Source organism: Streptomyces sp. NPDC058525 (assembly GCF_042719495.1).
In the GTDB taxonomy this organism is placed as follows: domain Bacteria; phylum Actinomycetota; class Actinomycetes; order Streptomycetales; family Streptomycetaceae; genus Streptomyces.
Genome location: NZ_JBHXNP010000143.1, coordinates 1 through 18,748 on the forward strand (window position 1 = coordinate 1; position 18,748 = coordinate 18,748).

General features: G+C 70.8%; 18 protein-coding genes. 9 read left to right on the top strand and 9 right to left on the bottom strand.

Features of this window, described 5'->3' with window-relative positions; genetic code table 11:
• The first annotated feature begins 319 nt into the window (after positions 1-319).
• Entirely contained in the window at positions 320-1,405 is a 1,086-nt protein-coding gene (locus ACFWP3_RS38715; protein ID WP_384230935.1) for a branched-chain amino acid aminotransferase, read from the top strand.
• 96 nt (positions 1,406-1,501) lie between these two features.
• On the opposite strand, the gene ACFWP3_RS38720 is transcribed toward ACFWP3_RS38715, so the two are convergent.
• A complete protein-coding gene (locus ACFWP3_RS38720; protein WP_384230937.1) occupies positions 1,502-2,917 on the bottom strand; it encodes a cytosine permease in 1,416 nt (471 codons plus the stop codon).
• Positions 2,918-3,076: 159 nt separating this feature from the next.
• Between ACFWP3_RS38720 and ureA the strand changes: the two genes are divergently transcribed.
• From ureA to ACFWP3_RS38750, 6 genes are all read left to right on the top strand, one after another.
• Positions 3,077-3,742, top strand: a complete 666-nt coding sequence (gene ureA, locus ACFWP3_RS38725) for an urease subunit gamma (RefSeq protein ID WP_384230938.1) — start codon at positions 3,077-3,079, stop codon at positions 3,740-3,742.
• The gene (locus tag ACFWP3_RS38730) at positions 3,727-4,191 is read left to right on the top strand and encodes an amidohydrolase family protein (protein WP_384230941.1); all 465 of its coding nucleotides are present in this window, start codon (positions 3,727-3,729) and stop codon (positions 4,189-4,191) included. The genes ureA and ACFWP3_RS38730 overlap by 16 nt, the downstream gene beginning before the upstream one ends.
• A 13-nt stretch (positions 4,192-4,204) precedes the next feature.
• On the top strand, positions 4,205-5,254 hold the full coding sequence (locus tag ACFWP3_RS38735; protein ID WP_384230943.1) for an agmatine/peptidylarginine deiminase: 1,050 nt from the start codon (positions 4,205-4,207) through the stop codon (positions 5,252-5,254).
• A gap of 35 nt (positions 5,255-5,289) precedes the next feature.
• Positions 5,290-5,910: a TetR/AcrR family transcriptional regulator gene (locus ACFWP3_RS38740; RefSeq protein WP_384230946.1), complete on the top strand. Its 621-nt coding sequence runs from the start codon at positions 5,290-5,292 to the stop codon at positions 5,908-5,910.
• 317 nt (positions 5,911-6,227) lie between these two features.
• Positions 6,228-7,856: a citramalate synthase gene (gene cimA, locus ACFWP3_RS38745; protein ID WP_384230948.1), complete on the top strand. Its 1,629-nt coding sequence runs from the start codon at positions 6,228-6,230 to the stop codon at positions 7,854-7,856.
• A gap of 76 nt (positions 7,857-7,932) precedes the next feature.
• Positions 7,933-9,276: a hypothetical protein gene (locus tag ACFWP3_RS38750; RefSeq protein WP_384230950.1), complete on the top strand. Its 1,344-nt coding sequence runs from the start codon at positions 7,933-7,935 to the stop codon at positions 9,274-9,276.
• A 30-nt stretch (positions 9,277-9,306) separates the two neighbouring features.
• Here the strand turns inward: ACFWP3_RS38750 and ACFWP3_RS38755 are convergent, their stop codons facing one another.
• Complete coding sequence (locus ACFWP3_RS38755) at positions 9,307-9,924, bottom strand: YceI family protein (RefSeq protein ID WP_384230952.1); 618 nt, start codon at positions 9,922-9,924, stop codon at positions 9,307-9,309.
• Positions 9,925-10,188: 264 nt separating this feature from the next.
• On the opposite strand from ACFWP3_RS38755, the gene ACFWP3_RS38760 reads away from it, so the two are divergent.
• Together ACFWP3_RS38760 and ACFWP3_RS38765 are read left to right on the top strand one after the other, a co-directional pair.
• Positions 10,189-11,772, top strand: a complete 1,584-nt coding sequence (locus ACFWP3_RS38760; protein WP_384230955.1) for an acyl-CoA carboxylase subunit beta — start codon at positions 10,189-10,191, stop codon at positions 11,770-11,772.
• A gap of 16 nt (positions 11,773-11,788) precedes the next feature.
• Entirely contained in the window at positions 11,789-11,980 is a 192-nt protein-coding gene (locus tag ACFWP3_RS38765) for an acyl-CoA carboxylase subunit epsilon (protein ID WP_361753263.1), read from the top strand.
• A 145-nt stretch (positions 11,981-12,125) separates the two neighbouring features.
• Here the strand turns inward: ACFWP3_RS38765 and ACFWP3_RS38770 are convergent, their stop codons facing one another.
• The 7 genes from ACFWP3_RS38770 to ACFWP3_RS38800 all read right to left on the bottom strand — a co-directional run.
• Entirely contained in the window at positions 12,126-12,707 is a 582-nt protein-coding gene (locus ACFWP3_RS38770) for an ATP/GTP-binding protein (RefSeq protein ID WP_037792108.1), read from the bottom strand.
• Positions 12,688-13,242: a DUF742 domain-containing protein gene (locus ACFWP3_RS38775; RefSeq protein WP_384230958.1), complete on the bottom strand. Its 555-nt coding sequence runs from the start codon at positions 13,240-13,242 to the stop codon at positions 12,688-12,690. Before ACFWP3_RS38775 ends, ACFWP3_RS38770 begins: the two co-directional genes overlap by 20 nt.
• A 93-nt stretch (positions 13,243-13,335) precedes the next feature.
• Positions 13,336-13,749 (bottom strand): roadblock/LC7 domain-containing protein, encoded by a 414-nt coding sequence (locus tag ACFWP3_RS38780; RefSeq protein WP_030037347.1) that lies wholly within the window; start codon positions 13,747-13,749, stop codon positions 13,336-13,338.
• Positions 13,750-13,759: 10 nt separating this feature from the next.
• Positions 13,760-16,954 carry a nitrate- and nitrite sensing domain-containing protein gene (locus tag ACFWP3_RS38785; RefSeq protein WP_384230961.1) on the bottom strand — a complete coding sequence of 1,065 codons (3,195 nt, stop codon included), beginning with the start codon at positions 16,952-16,954 and terminating at the stop codon, positions 13,760-13,762.
• A 292-nt stretch (positions 16,955-17,246) separates the two neighbouring features.
• The gene (locus ACFWP3_RS38790) at positions 17,247-17,840 is read right to left on the bottom strand and encodes an ATP/GTP-binding protein (RefSeq protein WP_362310546.1); all 594 of its coding nucleotides are present in this window, start codon (positions 17,838-17,840) and stop codon (positions 17,247-17,249) included.
• Positions 17,821-18,213 carry a DUF742 domain-containing protein gene (locus tag ACFWP3_RS38795; protein WP_007266775.1) on the bottom strand — a complete coding sequence of 131 codons (393 nt, stop codon included), beginning with the start codon at positions 18,211-18,213 and terminating at the stop codon, positions 17,821-17,823. Before ACFWP3_RS38795 ends, ACFWP3_RS38790 begins: the two co-directional genes overlap by 20 nt.
• A 151-nt stretch (positions 18,214-18,364) precedes the next feature.
• The coding region (locus tag ACFWP3_RS38800; protein ID WP_384230964.1) for a roadblock/LC7 domain-containing protein at positions 18,365-18,748 on the bottom strand (384 nt) is incomplete at its 5' end.

Sequence of the window (18,748 nt, forward strand, 5' to 3'; positions counted from 1 at the left end):
GGACGCCGTCACCGCCGACCTCGCCGAACGCGACGGAACCTTCCGCTCCACCGACGCCATCGGCGACGCCCTGGCCGCGCGCGCAGCCGGCTGACCCGGCAGCACCACTCCAGGAAGCCGTCGGGTCACATACGGGACCCGGCGGCTTTTCCTGTGCGGCCCCGGGTGCCACCATCTCCCCTGGGCCGCTACCCCGCTTCTCCGAAGCCGCTCCGCGCGCGATAATCGAACGCGAGGCCGCGGAATGCGGGGAAGCTCGGACGTCCTAGTACGCCGTGAGCGCGGTCCGCCATACACAACCGGTGAAGGACAAGCACTCATGACGACGCCCACGATCGAGCTCAAGCCCTCCTCGAACCCGCTGTCCGATGCGGAGCGCGGGGCGATCCTGGCCAGCCCCGGCTTCGGCCGCCACTTCACCGACCACATGGTGACGATCAAGTGGACCGAGGGCCGCGGCTGGCACGACGCCGAGCTGGTCCCGTACGCGCCGCTGTCGATCGACCCGGCGAACATGACGCTGCACTACGCGCAGACGATCTTCGAGGGCCTCAAGGCCTACCGCCAGCCCGACGGCACCGTCGCCACCTTCCGCCCGCTCGCCAACGCCGAGCGCTTCCAGGCCTCCGCCCGCCGCATGGCCATGCCGGAGCTGCCGACCGAGCTGTTCATCGAGGCCTGCGACGCCCTCATCCAGCAGGACCGCGCCTGGGTGCCGGACTCCGGCGAGGCCTCGCTGTACCTGCGGCCGTTCATGTTCGCCTCCGAGGTCGGCCTGGGCGTCCGCCCGGCGAACGAGTTCCTCTTCATCGTCATCGCCTCGCCCGCCGGCGCGTACTTCCCCGGCGGCGTCAAGCCCGTCTCCGTCTGGCTCTCCGAGGAGTACGTCCGCGCGGTCAAGGGCGGCACCGGCGCGGCCAAGACCGGCGGCAACTACGCGGCTTCGCTGGTCGCCCAGGCCCAGGCCGCCTCGCACGGCTGCGACCAGGTGGTCTGGCTCGACGCCGTCGAGCACCGCTGGATCGAGGAGATGGGCGGGATGAACCTGTACTTCGTGTACGGCGACCGCATCGTCACCCCCGAGCTCACCGGCTCCCTCCTGCCCGGCATCACCCGCGACTCCCTCCTCACCATCGCCCGCGACCTCGGCTACACCGCCGAGGAGGGCCGGATCACCACCGAGGACTGGCAGCGCGACAACGCCGACGGCACCCTCACCGAGGTGTTCGCCTGCGGCACCGCCGCCGTCATCACCCCGGTCGGCTCGGTCAAGTCCGAGCGCGCCGACTGGACCCAGGGCGACGGGCAGCCCGGCCCGGTCACCATGCGGCTGCGCAAGGCCCTCCTGGAACTCCAGACCGGCCACTCCGCCGACACCCATGGCTGGATGCACCCGCTCGGCTGATCCGGAGCCTCCGCGCGCTCACGTACTCACGTACGAAGGCCCGCGCCCCCGATCCGGGGAGCGCGGGCCTTCGTACGTACGGCGCCGGGGGGCGGCTCAGGCGGTCGCCGGCTCCTCGGCCGGGGCGGCCGCCGGGGCGGTGCGCGCGGTCAGAGCCGTGTAGACGAGCCCGCCGGCCAGGCCGGAGAGGACGAAGGAGCAGTCCACGCCGCCGGTCAGGGCGAGCAGCGGGCCCTCGTAGAACGGGGTGGTCACCGCGAGCAGCCCGATGCCCGCGCCGATGGCCCAGGAGACGGTGGCGGCCGCGTTCCAGCCGCCGCGGTACCAGTAGGCCCCGCCCACCGAGCGGCGGTTGAAGACCTGGAGGGCGTCGGCGTCGTACCGCCCCTTGCAGCGCACGTGGCCGATGAGGGTGATCACGGCCCACGGGGTGCCGAGCGCGGTCAGCAGCAGGACGAAGGAGGTCATCGCCGCCTGGACGTCCCACTCGAAGGAGCCGACGAAGACGAAGACCGTGGCGACGGCCGCGGCGATCACGGTGGCCGTGGTGCGGGTGGCCTGGGGGACGATCGCGTCGAGGTCGAGCCCCATGGAGTACAGCATCAGCCCGGCGTTGCCCACCGAGCCCGCGGCGGCCGCGGCGAGCAGCGGGACCAGGTACCAGAACGGCGCGGCTTCGACCAGCGGCCCGGCGTAGTCCGCCCCGGCCCGGGCGGCGAGCGCCGTGAAGGTGCCGAAGAGCTGCGGTATCAGCAGGCCGACGAGCAGGCCGAGGCCGGTGGCCCCGAGGACCTTGCGGGAGCTGTGCCGGCGCGGGGAGATGTAGCGCGTGTAGTCGCCGAGCAGGGTGATGAAGGCGACGGGGCCGCTGAGGCCGGCCGCGACGGCGGCGAGCAGCCAGGTCGGCCAGAAGGAGCCGAGCAGGTACTCGGTGTCCGGGGGCGCGGCGGTGGTGAACTCGGGGGCGTAGGCGAAGACGCCGGCGGCGAGCAGCAGCACCATGCCGATGGCCAGGACCTTGCTCATGCGCAGCAGCAGCCGGTAGCCGAAGACGGCGGCGACGACGGTACAGGCGGCCAGTACCCCGTACATCACCCCGCGCGAGACACCGGTGTCCGGCAGCCCGGTGAGCCGCGACAGCACGCCGACCATCACGTCGCCGCCGATCCACAGGGTGAGCGCGGTGTAGCCCAGCGACAGCAGCAGGCCGACGACCGAGCCGACCAGGCGGCCGCGGACGCCGAACTGGGCTCCGCTGGAGGTGGAGAGGTTGGTGGCGGTCCGCAGGGAGACCAGTGCCAGCGGCGCGGTGAAGGCGATGCCGGCCAGGGTGCCGGTCACGATGGCGGTGACGGAGGGCCACAGGCCCAGCCCGAAGGACGGGGGGAGCCAGCCGAAGACGATCACGCCGAGGCAGAGATTGGAGCCGAGCAGGATCGCGATCAGGTCGCGGGGGCCACTCGTCCGCTCTTCCTCGGGGATCGTGTCGACTCCGCGCTGTTCGATGGGCATGGGGGACTCCCTTGCGGGGCGGGCGGGGGGCGGTTCCGCTGTTCTTTGAGCGACACTCAATGTGACCCAAGGCCTGGTCTCAGGTCAATGCTTCATTGCCGGGAAATGAAGAGTTAGAGTGATGCTCTAACCCATCGACTCAAGAGGTGGTGGATCGGCGTGCGGCTGACCCCTACGGAGCGCGACCGGCTGCTGCTCCGCAGTGCCGCGGAACTGGCGAGGGCCCGACGGGCCCGGGGGCTGAAGCTCAACGTCCCGGAGGCCACCGCACTGATCGCGGACACGGTCTGCGAGGCCGCGCGCGACGGAAAGCGGCTCGCGCAGGCCATCGAGGAGGCCCGCGCCGTGCTGGGCCCCGGCGACGTCCTGCCGGGCGTGGCCGACGTGGTCACCGAGGTGCACGTCGAGGCCGTCTGCGACGACGGCTCCCGGCTCGCGGTGGTCTCCTCGCCCATCCAGGGCGCGCGGCCGCTCGGCGACGACGCCCCCGGCGCGGTCGTGCCCGGCCCCGGCGTCCCCCAGCCCGAGCCGGTGCTGCACCTGCGCGTGCGCAACACCGCCCCCGTACCGGTCAGCGTCACCTCCCACTTCCACTTCTTCGAGGCCAACCCCCGCCTCGACTTCGACCGGGCCGCGGCCTACGGGATGCGGCTGTGCGTGCCGGCGGGCTCGTCCGTACGGTTCGACCCGCACGGCGAGGGCGAGGTCGGACTGGTCCCGATCGACGGCCCCCTCGACGCCCCCGCATCACCTCCTCCGACGCCCAGGGCATGGGCCGCGCGGGCGAGACCGTGCGCCGTACCTTCGCCATGGCCGCCAAGATGAAGGCCGAGCTGGGCCCGCTGGAGGGCGACGGCGAGGGCGACGACAACGCCCGCGTCCTGCGCTACCTGGCCAAGCTGACCATCAACCCCGCCATCGCCCACGGCCTGGCCCACGAGATCGGCTCCATCGAGGTCGGCAAGCTCGCCGACATCGTGCTCTGGCGCCCGCAGTTCTTCGGCGCCAAGCCGCAGCTGGTCCTCAAGTCCGGCTTCCCGGCGTACGGGGTCACCGGCGACCCCAATGCAGCCACCGACACCTGCGAACCGCTGGTCCTCGGGCCGCAGTTCGGCTCGTACGGGGCCACCGCCGCCGACATCTCCGTCGCCTTCAACTCCCGGGTGGGCGCGGTCGATGTGGACGCGCGCAGCGGCCTGGTCTCCCTCGACGGAGAACCGCTGCGCTCCGAAGCCGCCGAGTCGGTATCCCTGAACCGCCTGTACTTCCTGTAAGGACATACCTGCCATGACTGCACAGCCCGTGAACGACGGATTCCGGATGCCCGCCGAGTGGACGCCCCACGAGCGCACCTGGATGGCCTGGCCCAGCCCCAACCCCACCTTCACCAACGAGCAGGAGCTCGCCGAGGCCCGCGAGGCCTGGGGCGCGGTGGCCCGCGCGGTGCGCGCGTACGAGCCCGTGACGCTCGTCGTCTCGCCGGGCGACGCCGAGAACGCCCGCGCCATCGCGGGGGCCGGCGAGGGCCACCCGCTCACGCTGGTGGAGCGCGAGCTCGACGACGCCTGGATGCGCGACATCGGCCCGACCTTCGTCACCAACGACGCCGGCGAGCTGGCGGCCGTCGACTGGACCTTCAACGGCTGGGGCGCCCAGGAATGGGCCCGCTGGGAACACGACTCGAAGATCGCCCGGCACGTCTCGGACGTGATCGGCACCCGTATGTACAGCACCCCGCTCGTCAACGAGGGCGGCGCCATCCACGTCGACGGCGAGGGCACCGTGCTCCTCACCGACACCGTGCAGCTCGGCGAGGGCCGCAACCCCGGCTGGACGCGCCAGCAGGTCGAGGCCGAGATCCACGCCCACCTCGGCACCACCAAGGCGATCTGGCTGCCGTACGGCCTGGCCGGCGACTACGGCACCTACGGGACCCAGGGCCACGTGGACATCGTCGCCGCCTTCGCCCGGCCCGGCGTGGTGATGGTGCACACCCAGCCCGACCCGGCCCACCCCGACCACGAGCGGTGCAAGACCATCGCCGCCATCCTGCGGGCGTCCACCGACGCGCGCGGCCGGCAGCTCCGGGTCGTGGAGATCCCGGCGCCGACCGTGCTGGAGGAGGACGGGGAGTGGGTGGACTACTCGTACATCAACCACTACCTGTGCAACGACGGTGTCGTGCTGTGCTCCTTCGACGACCCTCGCGACGAGGAGGCCGCAGAGATCTTCCGCGGACTGTTCCCCGAGCGGACCGTGACACTCGTTGACGCACGTACGATTTTCGCCGGGGGTGGCGGAATCCACTGCATCACCCAGCAGCAGCCGAAGGTCTGAGGACCTGGACCGGCGCGGAGCGACGAGGAGCGGCCATGGCGGCGGGCGGAGTACCGGTACGGGCGGCGCGGAAGAACGCGCCCCCGCGCGAGGACGTACTCGTCGCCGCCATGGCCACGATCGCCGAACGCGGACTGGAAGGCCTGACCATGGCCGGCCTGGGCCGCGAGGTCGGCATGAGCAGCGGCCACCTCCTCTACTACTTCCGCAGCAAGGACGAGCTCCTGCTCCAGACCCTGGAGTGGAGCGAGTCGGAACTGGGCACCGAGCGGCGGGCGCTGCTCTCCCGCCGCGGCCCGGTGAGCGAGCGGCTGCGGGCGTACGTCGACCTCTACGTGCCCACGCGGCCCCGCGACCCGCACTGGACGCTGTGGCTGGAGGTCTGGAACCGCTCCCAGAACGCCGGCCCCCAGGAGCGCGACCGCCAGGCCGCCATCGAGGGCGCCTGGCACCGCGACCTGGTGGCGCTGCTCGCCGAGGGCATCTCGCGCGGCGAGTTCCGCCCGGTGGACCCCGACCGCGTGGCGGCCCGCATCCGGGCCCTGCTCGACGGGTTCAGCATCCAGCTGGCGGTGGGCCTGCCGACGATGGACCGGGACGCGATCCTCGACCACGTCCGGGAGTACCTCACGGAATCCCTCGCCCCGCACCACTGAGGTCCGTGCCCGCATGGTGAGATCGCCGTCCATCCGCGGCGAGCGGTGTGGCACACTGCGAGCGTGCCTGCTCAGCTCATGATTATCGCCAGCAGCGCGCCGGTCCCCAGTGGCCGCTGAACCGCGGAAAACCTTCGCGGAAGCGGACACCGTGCCTCGGACCCGCGCGCAGACCTCTCGCTACCCGCGAGGGGTTTTTTCGTTTCCCGGCCCGACCCTGCCGGGAGCGGACCGCGCGCGATGATGGGGGCAGTGACGGTGGCCTGCCCCCTTCGGCGGGCATCCGGAACCACTCATCCGACAGGAGTCAGATCAGCATGACGACGACACCAGAGGCGGCACCCGTGCGCTCAGGGGGCCTGGACGACAGCTTCCATGTCTTCGACACCACGCTGCGCGACGGCGCCCAGCGCGAAGGCATCAACCTCACGGTCGCCGACAAGCTCACGATCGCCCGGCACCTGGACGACTTCGGGGTGGGCTTCATCGAGGGCGGCTGGCCCGGCGCCAACCCCCGCGACACCGAGTTCTTCGCCCGCGCCCGGGCCGAGATCGCCTTCAAGAACGCCCAGCTGGTCGCCTTCGGCGCCACCCGGCGGGCGGGCGGCGCGGCCGCCACGGACCCGCAGGTGCGGGCCCTGCTGGAGTCCGGCGCCCCGGTGATCACGCTCGTCGCCAAGTCCCACGACCGCCACGTCGAACTCGCCCTGCGCACCACCCTGGACGAGAACCTCGAGATGGTCCGGGACACGGTCTCCCACCTGGTCGCCGAAGGCCGCCGCGTCTTCGTCGACTGCGAGCACTTCTTCGACGGCTACCGGGCCAACGCCGAGTACGCGAAGTCCGTCGTGCGCACCGCCCACGAGGCCGGCGCCGACGTCGTCATCCTCTGCGACACCAACGGCGGGATGCTGCCCGCCCAGATCGCCGCGACCGTCGCCACCGTCCTCGCCGACACCGGCGCCCGCCTGGGCATCCACGCCCAGGACGACACCGGCTGCGCCGTCGCCAACACCCTGGCCGCCGTGGACGCGGGCGCCACCCACGTGCAGTGCACGGCCAACGGCTACGGCGAGCGCGTCGGCAACGCGAACCTCTTCCCCGTCGTGGCCGCCCTGGAGATCAAGTACGGCCGCACGGTGCTCCCCGAGGGCGCCCTCGCCGAGATGACCCGGATCTCGCACGCCATCGCCGAGGTCGTCAACCTCACGCCCTCCACGCACCAGCCGTACGTGGGCGTCTCCGCCTTCGCGCACAAGGCGGGCCTGCACGCCTCGGCCATCAAGGTCGACCCGGACCTCTACCAGCACATCGACCCCGAGCGCGTCGGCAACACCATGCGGATGCTGGTCTCCGACATGGCCGGCCGCGCCTCGATCGAGCTCAAGGGCAAGGAGCTCGGCGTCGACCTCGGCGGGGACCGCGCGCTGATCTCCCGGGTCGTGGAGCGGGTCAAGGAGCGCGAGCTCAAGGGTTACACGTACGAGGCCGCCGACGCCTCCTTCGAGCTGCTCCTGCGCGCCGAGGCCGAGGGCCGGGCCCGCAAGTACTTCCGCATCGAGTCCTGGCGGGCGATCGTCGAGGACCGCCCGGACGGCACCCACGCCAACGAGGCCACGGTCAAGCTGTGGGCCAAGGGCGAGCGGATCGTCGCGACGGCCGAGGGCAACGGCCCGGTCAACGCGCTGGACCGGGCCCTGCGGGTGGCGCTGGAGCGCTTCTACCCGCAGCTCGCCAAGTTCGAGCTCGTCGACTACAAGGTCCGCATCCTGGAGGGCACGCACGGCACGGAGTCCACGACCCGCGTCCTGGTCGCCACGACGGACGGGGTCCGCGAGTGGTCCACGGTCGGCGTGGCCCCGAACGTGATCGCGGCCTCCTGGCAGGCCCTGGAGGACGCCTTCACCTACGGCCTCCTGCACGCGGGCGTGGAACCGGCCGAGTAGCCGCCGTCAGCACTCGGCGTGCGGGACTTATGTCCAGCTCACACAGGAAAGTACCGGTTCGGGTAGCGTCATGGTTATGAGGACCAGGCTGATATCCGTACGAATGGGATCGGTGTTCGCCGGTCTGCTGCTGGCCCTGTCGGGGGCCGCCCTCGTGGCAGCCCCGCAGGCGTCGGCGGCCACCGGTGTGGCCGCCGTGGCGGAGGCCCTCAAGAAGGGCCCCGTCTACGTCGATCCCCGGGCCGAGGCGCAGCTGCCCAAGGCGGAGGCGGACGCGCTCGCCCAGAAGATCAAGGACGCCGGCAAGCCGGTGTTCGTCGCGGTGCTGCCGGCCACCGGGGAGTTCCCGCAGGACAAGGTGCTCAGCGCCATCCGCGCCGAGACCGGTATCACGGGGCTCTACGCGGTCCGGCTCGGCGACGGCTTCAACGCCGCCGCGGACGGCTCGGTCATGCCGGGCAACGCCGTGCGCAACCTCTCCGAGGCCGTGAAGACCGGCGGGCCGGTGGACGCCGGCACCCAGCTCGACAACTTCGTGGACCAGGCCCTGACCCAGGTCAAGGGCGGAGCCCCGGCCTCCTGGGGCAGCGTCGGCGCGGACGACGGCGCTCCGGTCGCCGGCCTGATCACGCTCGGCGCGGTGGCCGCGGTCGGCGGCGGCGGTGCGTACGCGCTGGTGCGCCGCAACCGCAAGAAGAAGGAAGAGGCCCGGCGCGAGGCCATCGAGCGCCTGAGCGTGGTCGTCGACGAGGACATCACGGCCTTCGGCGAGGAACTCGAACGCCTCGACTTCCACCCCGGCGAGCCCGGCGCGGACGACGCCATGCGCAAGGACTACGAGCAGGGGCTCGACTCGTACGAGAAGGCCAAGCAGATCATGGGCTCCGTGCGGTACCCGGAAGAGGTCACGGGGGTCACGCAGGCCCTGGAGGACGGCCGCTTCGCCCTGGCCACCCTCGATGCGCGCCGTCAGGGCAGGCCGCTGCCCGAGCGCCGCTCGCCCTGCTTCTTCGACCCGCGGCACGGGCCCAGTACGGAAGACGCCTCCTGGGCCCCGGCGGGCGGGGCCCCGCGCACCGTCCCGGTCTGCACGGCGGACGCCGTCCGGCTGCGCGACGGCCAGGACCCGGCGGTCCGTACGGTCGACACGGAGCACGGGCCGCGCCCGTACTACGACGCGGGCCCGGCCTACGGCCCCTGGGCCGGCGGCTACTTCGGCGGCGGCATGCTGCCCGGCCTGCTCGTGGGCACGATGCTCGGCTCGATGATGTCCAGCCCGGCCTACGCCTCGGACCTCGGCGGCACGATGGGCGGCGGTTTCGAGGGCGGGGACGTGTCCGGCGCGGACTTCAACCCGTCCGACTTCGGCGGCGGGGACTTCGGCGGCGGTGGCGGATTCGACGGCGGGGGCGGCTGGTAGCCGCCCCCGGACGGTCCGCGGCCGCGCCGGTCAGGCCTGCTTGATGGCCGAGATGTCGAAGCCCAGCTTCACCTTGTCGCTGACCATCACACCGCCGGCCTCCAGCGCGGCGTTCCACGTCAGGCCCCAGTCGGAGCGCAGGATCTCGGCGGAGCCCTCGAAGCCGACGCGCTCGTTGCCGTAGACGTCCGTGGCGGATCCGGTGAACTCCAGGTCGATGGAGAGCGGGCGGGTCACGTCCTTGATCGTCAGCTCGCCGGTGATGCGGTACGCGTCGCCGCCGAGCTGCGCCGCCCGGGTGGAGCGGAAGGTCATCAGCGGGAAGAGCTCGGCGTCGAAGAAGTCGCTGCCCAGCAGGTGGGCGTCGCGGTCGCCGATGCCGGTGTTGACCGAGCCGATCGTCACGTCGATGGAGGCCGTGGAGCGGGCCGGGTCGCTGCCGTCCAGGTGCAGGGCGCCCTCGAAGGCGTCGAAGCTGCCGCGGACGTTGGTGACCATGGCGTGGCGGACGGTGAAGCCGATGCTGCTGTGGGCGGCGTCGATGACGTAGTCGCCGGTGAGGGCGGCGAGCGCCGGGTCCACGGCCGTGGCGGCGGTGGGGGCGGTGGCGGTGGCGGTGTCCTGGCTGCGGCGGGTGAAGAGGCCCATGACGTGCTCCTCGGTAGTGGCCTGAGAGATTCTGTTGAATCTTCAACGACTTCAACGGGGACGACGTTAGACCTATTCCGTTCAATTTTCAACATCTGACCCGCGTGTCGGGCCGTTTTGTGGGAGAAGCACAAAGGACGAAGGTCTCCTCTGGCGGAGTCCTTGGTTCCTCCGGTCGTACTGTGCGGGCCGGACAGCGGAAGACTCCTGAGACTGTGCGGAATGAACGGAGGTTTTTCATCGCGATCTTCGTAAGGTCGGTACATGACCGTTGTGGACCAGACCCCGAGCGAGCCGACGGACGCCCGCGGGCGCGTGGCCGAGCTGCACTCCCTGCGCGAGCAGGCACGGCGCGGCCCCAGTGACCGCGCGACCGAGACCCAGCACGCCAAGGGCAAGCTGACCGCCCGCGAGCGCATCGCGCTGCTCCTCGACGAAGGTTCCTTCAAGGAGGTCGAGCAGCTCCGCCGCCACCGCGCGACCGGCTTCGGCCTGGAGGCCAAGAAGCCCTACACCGACGGTGTCATCACCGGCTGGGGCACGGTCGAGGGCCGCACGGTCTTCGTCTACGCCCACGACTTCCGCATCTTCGGCGGCGCCCTGGGCGAGGCCCACGCCACGAAGATCCACAAGATCATGGACATGGCCATCGCGGCCGGTGCCCCCCTGGTCTCCCTCAACGACGGTGCCGGCGCCCGCATCCAGGAGGGCGTCTCCGCCCTCGCCGGCTACGGCGGCATCTTCCAGCGCAACACCAAGGCCTCGGGCGTCATCCCGCAGATCTCGGTCATGCTGGGCCCCTGCGCCGGCGGCGCCGCCTACTCCCCGGCCCTCACGGACTTCGTGTTCATGGTCCGGGAGACCTCGCAGATGTTCATCACCGGCCCGGACGTGGTCCGCGCGGTGACCGGCGAGGAGATCACCCAGAACGGCCTCGGCGGCGCGGACGTGCACGCCGAGACCTCGGGCGTCGCGCACTTCGCGTACGACGACGAGGAGACCTGCATCTCCGAGGTCCGCTACCTCATCACGATGCTGCCCTCCAACAACCGCGAGAACCCGCCCGTCCACGAGACGAGCGACCCGGCGGACCGCCGCTCCGAGGTCCTCCTCGACCTGGTGCCCGCCGACGGCAACCGCCCGTACGACATGCTCAAGGTCATCGAGGAGCTCGTCGACGAGGGCGACGTCCTGGAGATCCACGAGCGCTGGGCCCGCAACATCATCTGCGCCCTGGCCCGGATGGACGGCCAGGTGGTCGGCATCGTCGCCAACCAGCCCGGCCACCTCGCCGGCGTCCTGGACATCGAGGCCTCCGAGAAGGCCGCGCGCTTCGTCCAGATGTGCGACGCCTTCAACATCCCGATCATCACGCTGCTGGACGTCCCCGGCTTCCTGCCGGGCGTCGACCAGGAGCACGGCGGCATCATCCGCCACGGCGCCAAGCTGCTGTACGCGTACTGCAACGCCACCGTCCCGCGGATCTCGCTGATCCTGCGCAAGGCCTACGGCGGCGCGTACATCGTCATGGACTCCCAGTCCATCGGCGCCGACATCACCTACGCCTGGCCCACCAACGAGATCGCCGTCATGGGCGCCGAGGGCGCGGCCAACGTCATCTTCCGCAAGCAGATCGCGGACGCCGAGGACCCCGAGGCCATGCGCGTCCGCATGGTCAAGGAGTACAAGGCCGAGCTGATGCACCCGTACTACGCGGCCGAGCGCGGCCTCGTCGACGACGTCATCGACCCCGCCGAGACCCGCGAGACCCTCGTGTCCGCCCTCGCGATGCTCCGCAACAAGCACGCCGACCTGCCGTCCCGCAAGCACGGCAACCCGCCGCAGTAGAGGAGAAAAGCCACCGATGAGCACCGACACCCTGCTGCGCGTCGAAAAGGGCAACGCCGCGCCCGAGGAGCTGGCCGCGATCACCGCGATCCTGCTCGCCCGTGCCGCCGCCACCCCCGAGACCGTCCCCGCCCCCCGCTCCCAGGCCGGCTGGCGCCGCCTGGAGCGCACCCCGGGCTTCCGCGCCCCGCACAGCTGGCAGGGCTGAGCAGCCGCGCCGAGAGCGCCGAGAAGGCCCCGCACCCTCCAGGGTGCGGGGCCTTCCGCATGGGGGCGCGGCCGGCAACGCGAAGGCCCCCCGTGTCGTCCGACACGGGGGGCCTTCGGCGTGTTCCGGGGGAGGCCCGGCGCCGCTAGCGCAGGCGGGCCATCAGGGCGTGCTCGACCAGGGTGATGAGTGCGCTCTTGGCGTCCGCGCGGTGGCGGGCGTCGGTGGTGATGATCGGGGCGTCCGGGCCGATCTGCAGGGCCTCGCGGACTTCCTCCGGGGTGTAGGGCTGGTGGCCGTCGAAGCCGTTGAGGGCGATGACGAACGGCAGGCCGCTGTTCTCGAAGTAGTCGACGGCGGGGAAGCAGTCGGCGAGGCGGCGCGTGTCCACGAGCACGACGGCGCCGATGGCACCGCGCACGAGGTCGTCCCACATGAACCAGAAGCGGTCCTGGCCCGGAGTACCGAAGAGGTACAGGATCAGGTCCTGGTCCAGCGTGATGCGGCCGAAGTCCATCGCGACCGTGGTGGTCGTCTTGTCACCGGTGTGGGTGAGGTCGTCGATGCCCGCCGAGGCGGAGGTCATGACGGCTTCGGTGCGCAGCGGGTTGATCTCGGAGACCGCGCCGACGAACGTGGTCTTGCCCACGCCGAAGCCGCCCGCCACCACGATCTTCGCGGAGGTGGTGGAGCGAGCCGCTCCGCCGTTAGAGCTTGCGAAGTCCACTGAGCACCCTTTCGAGCAGTGTCACATCTGGCTGGCCGCCGGCAGACTCGTCGCCGCCGGGCTGGTGAATGGCGACAAGGCCCGCCTCCGCCAGGTCGGCGACGAGGATGCGGGCGACACCAAGAGGAATGGAGAGGAGTGCCGAGATCTCCGCGACGGATTTGATCTCCTGGCACAGACGGCAGATGCGCTGGTGCTCGGGCAACTGCCCTTGCAGCCGCGCGGGGTCGGCCGTGGTACTGACCAGCGCCTCGATGGCGAGCTGGTAGCGCGGCCGAGTACGGCCGCCGGTCATCGCGTACGGGCGCACCAGCGGGTTGTGGGCCTTCGGAGCCGGCTGACGCGCGGCACGCGGAGGCTGCTGCTGATGAGGCATCTGGGGCTGCTGGGGCTGTCCGTACGGCTGCTGCTGGTAGGGGTTGTGCTCCGGCACGGGCCGGCTGGGAGCAGAGGGAAAGTTGAAGCGGTTCTGGTCGTGCTGCCCACCCTGCGGCTGCTGAGCGCCGCCATAAGGATGACCTCCGGGTGTTGTCACGTTTCCTCCTCCGACTCCAAGAACGCAGTACTCCCTGTGGAACCGCGCCACCGCACCCTATGGTGCGATGGCGCGAAACGCACTGCCTGTCTGCTAGTTGAGAAGACTTCCCTGCAGCTCGGCGCGCAGGTCCGGGGTCAGGACACTGCCCGCACGATCCACCAGAAGAGCCATCTCGTAACCGACGAGGCCGATGTCGCACTCGGGGTGCGCGAGCACCGCGAGCGAGGATCCGTCCGAGACGGACATGAGGAAGAGGAACCCCCGGTCCATCTCGACCACGGTCTGGTTGACGGCGCCGCCCTCGAAGATGCGGGAGGCTCCGGCGGTCAGCGAGGTCAGTCCGGAGGCCACGGCCGCCAGCTGATCGGCGCGGTCGCGCGGAAACCCGTCGGACATCGCCAGAAGGAGTCCGTCGGCGGAGACCACCACGGTGTGGGACACCCCAGGGGTGTTGTCCACGAAGTTGGTGATCAACCAGTTCAGGTTCTGTGCCGCCTGGCTCATCGGGCTCACACTAACGCTCCTGGTCATAGCTGTTACTTGACTGCTCAGAACCCGCGCTGCGTCCCTGCTGGACACCCCGCCGCAGGTTGCTCAACCTGCCGCGGACGTCCTCGGGAGCGCGGGAGACCTGGGGGCCGCCCTGCGGGGTCGTCTCCGCCGCGCCCTCGACCAGGTTGGCCTTGGGCACCCGCCGAGGGAGACCGGACGGGGTGACCCCGCCCGCCTTCGGCTCACGGAGTTTGCCGGCCTGCTGCCAGCGCTCGTCGTTGCGCGAGCGCCAGGCGGCGGTGCCTTCTGTCTCCTCCGGGGACCGCTCCGGTTCAGCGGGCTGCTGCTGACGCTGCGGCCGCTGCTCGAAGAGGGATCCGGAGGACTCCGCTTCCTGCTGTGCCGGCTGCCACTGCTGCTGGCTGCCGCGTCGCGGCAGGCCCGCTCCGGTCATCTGGTGACCGGTGTCGGCAGCGGCGCCCGGACGGTCGAAGCCTACGCGCTCCGGCGCCGCTTCGGGGACGGCCGGGGATTCCGATTCGGTCCCGTAATCCTGCTGGTAGGCAGCCGGGTAGGTGTTCTGCCCAGGCCACTCGGCCTGCTGCGACCGGGAGTCGTAGCCACCGTCGTACTCCGGAGCCGTCTGCCGGCCGTCCTCGTAGCCGGCTTCCGGATACGCGTAGCCCTGCTGCGGGTACTCCTCGTACGCCTGCTGCGCCCCCGGTGCCTCGTACGAGCCGTCGTAGCCCTGCTCGGGCTGCTGCTCGTAGCCCTGGTACGGCTGGTAGCCGTGCTCGGGCTGAGGTTCCGGATACTCCTGGGCCGGCTGGTCGTACTGCTGCTCCTGGCCGTGCGGGTAGCCGACCTGGGCCTCCAGCGCGGCGCGCCGCTCCTCACGTCCGAGGGACCGGCCGACGGGGTCGAGCTCGCGGCCCTCGCCGCCCTGCTGGTCGTAGCGGGAGTCGTCGAAGCCGAGTTCGGCGGCCGTGCGCAGCGGGGCGGCCTGCTGGGCCTTCTGCTCCGGGATGATCTGGGAGACCGTGAAGTCGTCGTCCGGGATGCCCTCGCCACCGCCACCGTGGGTGATGGCGTCGGGGAGCATGACCAGCGAGGTGGTGCCGGCCGCCTCGCCCGAGGGGCGCAGCTGGACGCGGATGCTGTGGCGGTCCGCCAGCCGGCCGACCACGAACAGACCCATGCGCTGCGAGATCGCGGCGTCCACGGTCGGCGGGTTGGCCAGCTTGTGGTTGATGTCCGCGAAGTCCTCGGCGGTGAGGCCGATGCCCTTGTCGTGGATCTCGACCATCACGCGGCCGTCGGGCAGACGCGTGGCGTTGACGCGGACCTTGGTCTGCGGGGAGGAGAACGTGGTGGCGTTCTCCAGCAGCTCGGCGAGCAGGTGCACGAGGTCGGTCACGGCCTGGCCGTGGATCTCGGCCTCGGAGACGCCCGACAGCTCGATGCGCTCGTACTGCTCCACCTCGGAGGAGGCGGCGCGCAGGACGTCGACGAGGGGCACCGGCTGGTCCCAGCGGCGGCCCGGCTCCTCACCCGCGAGGATGAGGAGGTTCTCGCCGTTGCGGCGCATGCGGGTGGCCAGGTGGTCCAGGCGGAAGAGGTTCTCCAGCTGGTCCGGGTCGGCCTCGTTGTTCTCCAGGTCGGTGATGAGGGTCAGCTGGCCCTCGATCAGCGACTGGTTGCGCATGGAGAGGTTGGTGAAGATCGCGTTGACGTTCCCTCGCAGGAGCGCCTGCTCGGCGGCGAGCCGGACCGCTTCCCGGTGGACCTGGTCGAAGGCGCGGGCGACCTCGCCGATCTCGTCCTGGGAGTCGATCGGGATCGGCTGGACACGGGTGTCCACCTTGCCCGGGTCGGTGCGCGAGAGCTGGTCGACGAGCATCGGCAGGCGCTGCTCGGCGATGTCGAAGGCGGCGGAGCGCAGGCGGCGCATCGCGCGGCCCATCTGGCGGGCCATGAGACCGGCCATGATGAAGGCGGCGAGCAGGGCCACGACCACGATGGCGCCGTTGACGATGGCGTCGGTGCGGGCCTCGTCGGAGACCGCGACGGCGTCCTTGACGGCCTTGTCGAGGAGGTCCTTCTCGATCTCGTCGTAGCCGTCGAACTTCGCGGTGGCCGCTGCCTGCCAGGCCATCGGCGTGGTGCCGTTGGCCGCGAGCTTGGTCTTGTTCTCGCCGCTGGCTATCGCCTCGGTCATGCCGGTAAGGACCGACTTGTTGGCTGCCACGGGCGGCGGCACGAAGCGGACGCCGGCCTCCTCGGCCTTGGCCTTGGCCTCGGCGAGCTTGGCGGCGCCCTCGTCGGACTTCTTCTGCATGACCTGCTTGAGGCGGTTCACGTCCTCTTCGGTGCCCGCCGCGACGTACTCGCCGATGGCGATTTCCTCGAGGTAGGCGTACGAGGAGAAGGCGACCAGCTGGCTCTTGCGGATGTCCTCGTTCGTGCTCGGCCGGACCAGCAGGTGGGTGCCGACGGCGCGCTGGAGCGAGTTGGCGGCCTTGGCCAGCTGGATCGCGTAGACCATGCGGCCGTACGAGGTCACGTTGCCGGTGCCCAGGCCCAGCTCGTTGGAGAACTGCATGAGGTAGTGCTGGACCAGCACATAGCCCTCTTCGGTCGGGATCGGGCCCGCCGCGGTGGGGAGGTTCTTCTTCGCGGTCTCCGCCGCGGCGACGTACGCCGTCTCACGGACCGTCTTGAGCTTGGGCTCGTCCCCGCGGAAGAGGTCCAGGCGCCGCTCCAGGCCCAGGTTCTTCGGCATGTCCTGGACGGCCTGGTCGAACTTCACCTTGGCCGCGTCGGTCGTGCCGCGGGCCTTGGTGACGATCTCGCTGTTGGGGTTGCCGCTCAGCAGCGGCTCGGCCGTGAGGTCGCGCTCGTTGAGCAGCGCCTGGCTGTACTCGGAGGAGGCCTGGACGACCCTGGCTATCTTCTCGGCGTCCTTGGCCTCGTTCCAGGTGTCGACGGAGCCCTTCACCTGGAAGCCGCCCATGACCAGGCCGACGAGGGCCGGTACGAGCAGGATGGCGTTCAGACGGGTCGGCACGCGCCAGTTGCGGGGCGAGAATCTGCTGGCACTCCCACCGCTCACCGGCGGTTCCACGGGCACGTCGACGGGCGACGCGGCCGCTCGCGGCGGCGGGGTGAAGTTGCCGCGCGCGGGTTCATCCGCGGGGCTCGTGTTGCTTCGCCTCACTCGACCAACAACCTCTCGGCGGTGCTACTAGCTAGTTCGTTGAATTCCAGCACGGTTAACGGCCGTGTTCCAAACAGTTGAAAGCGGCCATTCCCAGAGCCTTATGCCCGACATAAATCGGACATAAAGAGCTTCCTGCGGCAAAAATGGAGCGAGTTGTGCGCGTAGCGGCACCGGCCGAACGCGCCCCGTTGCCAACTGGCGCCAATTGTCTGTCGAAACGTTATGAACCAGAAGGGCGGGCCGTGTCGTATGACACAGCCCGCCCCCCGGATACGGCAGTGGCACAACGCTACTTGAGCCGCGCCATGAGGGCGTGCTCGACGAGCGTGATGAGTGCGCTCTTGGCGTCCGCGCGGTGGCGGGCGTCGGTGGTGATGATCGGAGCGTCCGGGCCGATCTGCAGGGCCTCGCGGACTTCCTCCGGGGTGTACGGCTGGTGCCCCTCGAAGCCGTTGAGGGCCACGACGAACGGCAGGCCGCTGTTCTCGAAGTAGTCGACGGCGGGGAAGCAGTCCGCCAGCCGGCGGGTGTCGACCAGGACGATCGCCCCGATGGCGCCGCGGACCAGGTCGTCCCACATGAACCAGAAGCGGTCCTGGCCCGGCGTACCGAAGAGGTACAGGATCAGGTCCTGGTCCAGCGTGATGCGGCCGAAGTCCATCGCGACGGTCGTCGTGGTCTTGTCGCCGGTGTGCGTGAGGTCGTCGATGCCCGCCGAGGCGGAGGTCATGACGGCTTCGGTGCGCAGCGGGTTGATCTCGGAAACGGCGCCCACGAACGTGGTCTTGCCCACGCCGAAGCCGCCCGCCACCACGATCTTCGCGGAGGTGGTGGAGCGCGGCGCCGCGGCGTGAGGGCTTCCGTTAGAGCTTGCGAAGTCCACTGAGCACCCTTTCGAGCAGTGTGACGTCCGGCGTGCCGCCGGCCTCTCCATTGCCCGGCTGGTGGATGGCCACCATTCCGGCCTCCGCCAGGTCGGCGACGAGGATCCGGGCGACACCGAGCGGCATCGACAGCAGTGCGGAGACCTCCGCGACCGACTTGACCTCGCGGCACAGGGTGCAGATGCGCTGGTGCTCCGGGAGCAGGCCGGACAGGTGCATCGGATCGGCCGTGGTGCTCACCAGGGCCTCGATCGCGAGCTGGTAGCGGGGCCGGGTCCGGCCGCCGGTCATCGCGTACGGACGCACCAGCGGCTGGTCGCCTTCCGAGTACGAATCTCCGTACGCATCGGGGTAGGCGGGGGGCGGGGTCATTGATCCTCCGGGCTGGACAGCAGTGGTCAGCGTGCCGTCTGACGGGGCGGCCGGTGGGGGGACGGTATGACGGCCTGGCGGTGGTACTGGGTTCCGGGGCGAATGCTCCGGTCCCCCGGCCGTTAGTACCGTCCGGCCGGGGGAGGGGGAGTCAGATGAGCAGGCTTCCCTGCAGTTCCGCGCGCAGGTCCGGGGTCAGGACACTGCCGGCGCGGTCCACGAGGAGGGCCATCTCGTAGCCGACGAGGCCGATGTCGCACTCGGGGTGCGCCAGTACGGCCAGGGAGGACCCGTCCGAGACGGACATGAGGAAGAGGAATCCCCGGTCCATCTCGACCACGGTCTGGTTGACGGCGCCGCCCTCGAAGATGCGGGAGGCACCGGCGGTCAGCGAGGTCAGTCCGGAGGCCACGGCCGCCAGCTGATCGGCGCGGTCGCGGGGGAATCCTTCGGACATCGCCAGAAGGAGGCCGTCGGCGGAGACCACCACGGTGTGGGACACCCCAGGGGTGTTGTCCACGAAGTTGGTGATCAA

Bases quoted from the DNA above. Each gene is read 5' to 3' on its own strand.
- ACFWP3_RS38750 (WP_384230950.1), top strand. From the start codon at position 7,933: ATGAGGACCAGGCTGATATCCGTACGAATGGGATCGGTGTTCGCCGGT.
- ACFWP3_RS38735 (WP_384230943.1), top strand. From the start codon at position 4,205: ATGACTGCACAGCCCGTGAACGACGGATTCCGGATGCCCGCCGAGTGG.
- ACFWP3_RS38780 (WP_030037347.1), bottom strand. From the start codon at position 13,749: ATGAGCCAGGCGGCACAGAACCTGAACTGGTTGATCACCAACTTCGTG.
- ACFWP3_RS38755 (WP_384230952.1), bottom strand. From the start codon at position 9,924: ATGGGCCTCTTCACCCGCCGCAGCCAGGACACCGCCACCGCCACCGCC.
- ACFWP3_RS38740 (WP_384230946.1), top strand. From the start codon at position 5,290: ATGGCGGCGGGCGGAGTACCGGTACGGGCGGCGCGGAAGAACGCGCCC.
- cimA (WP_384230948.1), top strand. From the start codon at position 6,228: ATGACGACGACACCAGAGGCGGCACCCGTGCGCTCAGGGGGCCTGGAC.
- ACFWP3_RS38730 (WP_384230941.1), top strand. From the start codon at position 3,727: ATGGCCGCCAAGATGAAGGCCGAGCTGGGCCCGCTGGAGGGCGACGGC.
- ACFWP3_RS38795 (WP_007266775.1), bottom strand. From the start codon at position 18,213: ATGACCCCGCCCCCCGCCTACCCCGATGCGTACGGAGATTCGTACTCG.
- ACFWP3_RS38715 (WP_384230935.1), top strand. From the start codon at position 320: ATGACGACGCCCACGATCGAGCTCAAGCCCTCCTCGAACCCGCTGTCC.
- ACFWP3_RS38760 (WP_384230955.1), top strand. From the start codon at position 10,189: ATGACCGTTGTGGACCAGACCCCGAGCGAGCCGACGGACGCCCGCGGG.
- ACFWP3_RS38765 (WP_361753263.1), top strand. From the start codon at position 11,789: ATGAGCACCGACACCCTGCTGCGCGTCGAAAAGGGCAACGCCGCGCCC.
- ACFWP3_RS38720 (WP_384230937.1), bottom strand. From the start codon at position 2,917: ATGCCCATCGAACAGCGCGGAGTCGACACGATCCCCGAGGAAGAGCGG.